This window comes from Peribacillus sp. NPDC006672 (assembly GCF_050274955.1).
Taxonomy (GTDB): domain Bacteria; phylum Bacillota; class Bacilli; order Bacillales; family DSM-1321; genus Peribacillus.
The window spans coordinates 52,572-59,669 of the sequence record NZ_JBNNOR010000023.1 but is presented as its reverse complement, the minus strand read 5'-3'; the positions used below and the strand labels follow the sequence as shown (position 1 = coordinate 59,669).

Annotated in this window: 4 protein-coding genes and 1 riboswitch; all 4 genes read right to left on the bottom strand. The window is 40.7% G+C overall.

The features are described 5' to 3' along the window. Positions 1-401: 401 nt before the first annotated feature. Entirely contained in the window at positions 402-2,471 is a 2,070-nt protein-coding gene (gene ptsG, locus ACQKKK_RS23820) for a glucose-specific PTS transporter subunit IIBC (RefSeq protein WP_427619624.1), read from the bottom strand. A 214-nt stretch (positions 2,472-2,685) separates the two neighbouring features. Then, on the bottom strand, positions 2,686-3,528 hold the full coding sequence (gene glcT, locus ACQKKK_RS23815) for a glucose PTS transporter transcription antiterminator GlcT (protein WP_427619623.1): 843 nt from the start codon (positions 3,526-3,528) through the stop codon (positions 2,686-2,688). 152 nt (positions 3,529-3,680) lie between these two features. Further along, positions 3,681-5,012, bottom strand: a complete 1,332-nt coding sequence (locus ACQKKK_RS23810; RefSeq protein ID WP_289318820.1) for an NCS2 family permease — start codon at positions 5,010-5,012, stop codon at positions 3,681-3,683. A 106-nt stretch (positions 5,013-5,118) separates the two neighbouring features. After that, positions 5,119-5,220: riboswitch (purine riboswitch) on the bottom strand. Between the two features lie 224 nt (positions 5,221-5,444). Beyond that, complete coding sequence (gene guaA, locus ACQKKK_RS23805) at positions 5,445-7,001, bottom strand: glutamine-hydrolyzing GMP synthase (protein WP_427619622.1); 1,557 nt, start codon at positions 6,999-7,001, stop codon at positions 5,445-5,447. Between the last annotated feature and the right edge of the window lie 97 nt (positions 7,002-7,098).

Genomic DNA, 7,098 nt, shown 5'->3' with positions numbered 1-7,098 from the left:
AAATGTTTGACTTGCTCATTTTGCTTTTTTAATAGTGTGTGCTCACTTAAAATTTAACGTTGGCGCTTTGTTTTGTTCAGTTTTCAAAGAGCAATATTTTCCATCGCTTCTTCAGCGACTTAATCAGTGTAACACCTTTTGAACTCCATGTCAACAACAAGTTTTAATTTCTCTTACTTGCCTTCACTGTCTCAAGCGGTGTATTTAATATATTAGCACTTGCATGTAGACAAGTCAATTAAATCTTTAAAAAAATCTTTGTTTTTTCAAGAACTACCACCTCCCTCTATATAAACACTGTTCCATTAATATTTTATTATTGTCCCAAATGTCTTACCCTGTAATGAATAAACAAAAACAGAAGGGCAGCTAATTATAGCCACCCTCCTGTTTTTGAATGTTTATTTATCGATAGAAATTACGTTCGCTTCTTCCCTATCTACATTCCCAGCCTTTTCAATCTTTACACTTTCACCTTCCGAAAGGTTAGTAAAGACGATTGGCGTAATGATAGAGGTTGCATTGTTTTTGACATATTCTAAATCAACTTTAAGCAACGGCTGTCCGCTTGTCACTTTATCTCCTTGAGCGACAAGTGCTTCGAAGCCTTTGCCTTCCAGCTTAACTGTATCGATCCCGACATGTATTAAGACTTCACGTCCAGCATCGGAAACGATACCTATTGCGTGCTTAGTCGGGAATAGGTTAACGATCGTACCATCAACAGGAGAAACAACCAATCCTTCCACCGGTAAAATAGCAAACCCATCACCCATCATTTTTTCAGCAAAGACTGCATCAGGCACTTCCGTAATCGGTTTTAATTCACCTTTAATAGGTGAATTAAAGCGCTCAGAAACTTCTTCCGTCCGTAAAGGTTTCGGGACGATATCCTCGATTTGCTTTTCCACGCCCTCTTCAGGAGACGCTTCTACTTTACGAGGCCTTTTTCCATCGATGATATCTTTCATTTGCCCTTTGATCGTTTCTGAACGAGGTCCGAAGATTGCCTGAATGTTATTGCCCACTTCCAGCACTCCAGCGGCACCAAGTTTCTTCAACCTATTTTTATCAACGTTACCAATGTCATTCACTGATACACGAAGACGGGTAATGCAAGCATCTAAGTGAGAAATATTTTCTTTTCCACCCATAGCATCCAAGATATCCCCAGGTAGACTTCCAGCTGTACTTGCAGATCCTCCAGTTTCCTCGTCCTCTTCCACTTCACGACCAGGAGTTTTAAGGTTAAACTTCCTTATTGCAAATCTGAATCCAAAGTAATAGATAAGCGCAAAAACTAAGCCAACCGGGATAACAATCCAAGCATTGGTTTGAGGATTAATTAAACCAAACAGTACGTAATCGATCAAACCACCCGAGAACGTCATCCCGATTTTCACATTCAGTAAATGCATGGTCATGAAAGATAGACCCGCAAACAGACAGTGGATCCCGAAAAGTACAGGTGCAACAAATAAGAAAGCAAATTCAAGTGGCTCAGTAATCCCAGTCAAGAAAGATGTAAGTGCCGCCGAAGCCATCAAGCCTCCAACTATTTTCTTTTTTTCCGGTCTAGCTTCATGATAAATGGCCAAAGCTGCAGCCGGCAACCCGAACATCATGAATGGATACTTACCAGTCATGAAAGTACCTGCCGTTAAATTCTGTACGCCATCTTTAATTTGCGCCATGAAGATGGCCTGGTCACCTCTGACTGGCGTTCCCCCGCCTTGAGGGATGTAGCTGCCAAATTCAAACCAGAATGGCGAATAGAAGATATGATGCAACCCAAACGGAATTAACGCACGTTCTACAACCCCGAACACGAAAGCTCCCAGTGTCAAGTTAGCACCCAACATATTTTCGGAAAATGCATTTAACCCCGATTGAATCGTCGGCCAAATCAAAATCATCAACAACCCAAGAATAACTGCACTTGCAGCTGTCACAATAGGTACAAAACGTTTACCTGCAAAAAACCCTAAATATGAAGGCAGTTCAATTTCATAAAATTTATTATACATAACAGCAGCCATGACACCGACAATAATGCCGCCGAACACGCCAGTTCCCAAAGTTGGGATACCCAGAACATTGCTGTAAACCGCACCATTGTTCTCAATGTCGGCAGCGTCAATTCCAAGGACAGTTCCCATCGTCACATTCATAATCAAGAACCCAATAATCGCTGCTAGCCCGGCAACACCCTCTCCACCAGCTAGCCCAATTGCGACCCCCACAGCAAACAACAAGGGAAGATTCCCAAAAATAATATTTCCGGCATTCTCCATGACCGATGCGATCATTTCAACACCGCCACTCGCAAGAAACGGGGCGATATCCAATAAAGTCTCGTTTTGCAATGCATTACCAAACGCAAGCAATATTCCGGCAGCTGGCAAAATGGCTACTGGAAGCATCAAGGCTTTTCCGATTTTTTGCAAAACACCAAACAACTTCTTAAACATAGGTTTTCCTCCTCTTTACTGTTTTTCCATGCTAATAAAACGGTTACATTTAACGATGGAATTCATCTTCCCACGCAACAGAGTTCAAATCAAAAAAGGCATAAGCAAAGATAGGATTGAAATGAAAATTCAGGTATATAATACCCTCTTTCATAACAATCATTCTCCTCACTTATGCCTGATCGAATCAGTAACACGTAAGTTAATGTATTTTTTATTTTATTTTCTTTTGTAATCGTTGGATATGCATCGTTAGATAGACAGCTTCCGCATCACAAACCGGTTTGCCTAATTTCTGTTGCATAATTTTTATTAGCTTCCATGAGATATTGTAGCACAATGGATATTCTTCTTTCAATAGCAATGCAATTTTTTCAGGTTCATCTACTTTTTCCCCAGCCAACACCCTGTCTATCATGAATCTTAAATGACGGACCAAACGTGTATAGTCAATGCTTTCCTTATTAATTTGTACATTGAGCTGTTCTTCAACGACATGGATAAGATGGTAGATTAATTGCGAGTGTTGATTGACTTCCGATAAGTCTTTATTTGCTATTGCACTATGAATATGAAGCGTAATAAAACCGATTTCCCCTTGCGGAAGGCCTATACCTGTCTTATCCTGAATTAAGTCGATTACATCAACAGCAATATCATGTTCAAAAGGATAAAGGGTTATCGTTTCTTTCAAGAATGGATTTTTGATAGTCATTCCTTGTGAAACACGCTGAAGGGCGAACAGTAAATGATCAGTTAAACCAACATGTATATGTTCATTTAGTTTTCCAGTTACTCGATCGTTAATGAGATGAATGGATTCTATTATGGCAGCTTGAAGACTTTGATCGATCTGCGGTAAAAGTTTTTTATAACTTTCCTGTTCCTTAACATTTTTGAGAACGAATGTTTTTTCCGCAAGTTCCGGACTTAACTCTTCGCCTTTCTTTCGGTTGAAGCCTAAGCCCTTTCCAATAGAAACTACTTCACCATACGACGGATGTGTGGCAATCACCACATTATTGTTCAAAACCTTTTCAACGATAAAACCATTCATTTTTCTCCCTCATTTTTCTCAAAGTCATCCTAATGCCCCATACAGGATAAAGTACTTAGTACTTAGTCCTTTTACTATACACGATATGACCTTTCTCTTACAACATGAAAGAAGAGCCCCAAAATCAGGGCTCTTTTAACTTACTCGCATTATTACTTCAAGAAAATGAAATATAGAAGGAAGACGACTCCAAGGCCCCACATGATTGGGTGAACTTCTTTAGCTCTTCCTTTCATCGACATTGTAATCGGATAGAAGATGAATCCACAAGCTATCCCTGTCGCAATTGAATATGTCATAGGCATCATGATAACGGTAAAGAAGGCTGGAACCGCAATTTCAAACTTCTGCCAGTCAATATTTTTAAGTGAAGACGCCATTAATACTCCGACTATAACCAATGCCGGCGCAGTCACCGCAGATGTCACCACTGAAAGAAGCGGGAAGAAGAAAAGGGAAAGGACAAACAGTAAACCTGTTACTACAGCCGCAAAACCGCTTCGAGCACCAGCAGCAACTCCCGATGTTGACTCTACATAAGATGTAGTGGTTGATGTACCAAGAATTGCGCCTGAAACGATGGATAATGAATCAGCGAGTAATCCTTTTCCTACTCTAGGAAGAACATTATCCTTCATCAGTCCAGCTTGTTGCGCAACAGCAACCAACGTACCTGCTGTATCAAAGAAAGCTACGAACAAGAAGGTCAATATCACGATTAACATTTGACCAGTGAAGAGATCACCGGGATTTCCAAAGGCATCGAATGCAACTCCGAATGTAGGTGCTATGCTCGGAACGGCCCCGATTATTTTCTCCGGCACCGGTACTTGCCCAAAGATCATTCCTGCAATGGCTGTAATGACCATTCCTATGAATACGCCGCTTTTGACGCCTCTCGTCATCAAAATGACGGTTACGACAATTCCAAATACAGCCAATAAAGTATTTCCTGAGGTTAGGTCCCCCAGTCCGACAAGAACGCTGTCATCATTCGTGATGATCCCAGCATTCTGAAACCCTACAAAAGTAATGAATAAACCGATACCTGCTCCAACTGCGTATTTCAGTTCGACTGGTATTGCATTAATGATTTTCTCACGTATTCCCGATAGGGAAAGCAAAACGAAGATAATCCCCGAAATCAATACTCCCGTTAAAGCAGTCTGCCAAGGAATTCCAAAACCAAGTACAACGGTAAAAGCGAAGAAAGCATTCAATCCCATGCCTGGTGCAAGCGATATTGGATACCTGGCTATGAGCCCCATCAATATCGAGCCAATTGCAGCCGCTAAGGCAGTTGCTGCAAAAACTGCTCCGTAGTCCATTCTCAATTCATCTGGATAATCCTCTATGCTTTGTAAAGTCAGCATCACAGGGTTAACAACCAGGATATATGCCATCGAAAGGAACGTAGTTAATCCACCAAGTATTTCACGGCGATAATTGGTTCCCAGTTCATTAAACCGAAAATAGTTTTTCATTATGAGTCTCCCCTATCATAGGTCGTAAGCCAACAGACAAATGCCCCATTCGCTTCCGAACGGGGCTTGACTACAATCATGTAAAGAAGTGGCGGTCTATCCTTGATCGCCAATCCATTAACATCGTAGTCAAGCCGTTCACGGCAGCTTGGTAGAAACTTTTGGGCCATATCCCCAATATTATACGACAATTATATTTTTTATTATTATAGGTATAGTGTAGCAGTCACTAAAATAATCGTCAATATACCAAACGAATATTTTTTATGTAATTTCAGGAAATGTTCGCTTTTCGCTACATATCCCTTAATTATTATGGGTACATATTAGTCAACATACCTGAAATGTAAATATTCAACATATTCTCTAATTATTTTAACAAAAAAAATCAGTGAAGGAAAATCCCTTCACTGATTGGATGATTTTAATCTTCTATTCCCACTCGATAGTTGCAGGTGGCTTAGACGTAATGTCATACACGACGCGATTTACATGGTTTACTTCATTAACGATCCTCGTCGAGATGATTTCAAGTACATCCCAAGGGATTCTCGCCCAATCGGAAGTCATTCCGTCAATGGATGTAACCGCACGGATCCCGATTGTGTAATCGTACGTACGGGCGTCGCCCATTACCCCTACACTACGGATGTTAGGAAGCACAGTAAAGTACTGCCAAATTTCACGTTCCAAACCATTCTTTTTAATTTCATCACGTAAGATATGGTCAGATTCACGAACGATTTCAAGTTTTTCATCTGAAATTTCGCCTAATACACGAATACCTAAACCAGGACCTGGGAATGGTTGACGCCAAACGATTTCATCTGGAATGCCCATTTCACTTCCAAGTGCACGCACTTCATCTTTGAATAAAGTGTTCAATGGCTCGATCAATTTAAATTGCATATCTTCCGGCAGACCGCCAACGTTGTGATGCGATTTAATTGTTTGTGCAGTAGCCGTACCACTTTCAATAATGTCTGTGTAAAGTGTTCCCTGTGCAAGGAAATCAATGCCTTCAAGCTTCGTTGCTTCATCATCGAATACGTAGATGAATTCGTTACCGATGATTTTCCGTTTTTGTTCCGGATCTGAAACGCCAGCAAGTTTCGATAGGAAACGTTCTGATGCATCGACCTTGATTACGTTCATATTGAAGCCCTCACTGAATGTTTCCATTACACCTTCGGCTTCTCCTTTACGTAGTAATCCATGATCAACGAAAATACATGTTAGCTGATCGCCAATCGCTTTATGGATCAATACAGCAACAACGGATGAATCCACTCCGCCGCTCAATGCGCATAACACCTTTTTATCTCCGACAGTTTGACGGATTTTCTCCATCTCGACTTCAATGAAGTTCTCCATTGACCAGTCACCTTTGCAACCACAAACGCCGAATACGAAATTTTTCAAAATGTCATTTCCATAAACTGAATGACGAACTTCCGGATGGAATTGTACGGCATACAATTTACGTGACTCGTCACTCATGGCCGAAATTGGGCAAGATGGGTTCGTTCCATCGATCTTGAAACCTTCAGGCGTTTCCACCACTAAATCACCATGGCTCATCCAGACGATTTGTTCTTTCGGCAGATCACTGAATAACTTAGACTCATTTTGGATCGCAAGTGTCGCTTTTCCGTATTCACGGTTTTTCGCTGGTTCCACTTTTCCGCCAAAATGTTTAGTCATAAGCTGCATGCCATAACAAATACCGAAAATCGGTAGGCCCATTTCGAATATGCGTTCATCACAGCCAAATGCATTTGCATCATAAACACTATTCGGGCCCCCTGAGAATATTATTCCCGTTGGGTTCATTTTCTCGATTTCCTCTACAGTAATTGTATGAGGATGAAGCTCACTGTACACACCAAATTCACGGATACGACGAGTGATCAATTGGTTATATTGGCTTCCGAAATCAAGTACTACGATCATTTCCTGGTTTTTTTGCAATTCTGTTTTCCCCGGCACAAACGTCACCTCTATTAATGTAATTCACTCTAAAATCGAGTGATACTTTCTTATAAAAAATATTATCATAAAAAAAGAAAAACTAAAAATCCACCCT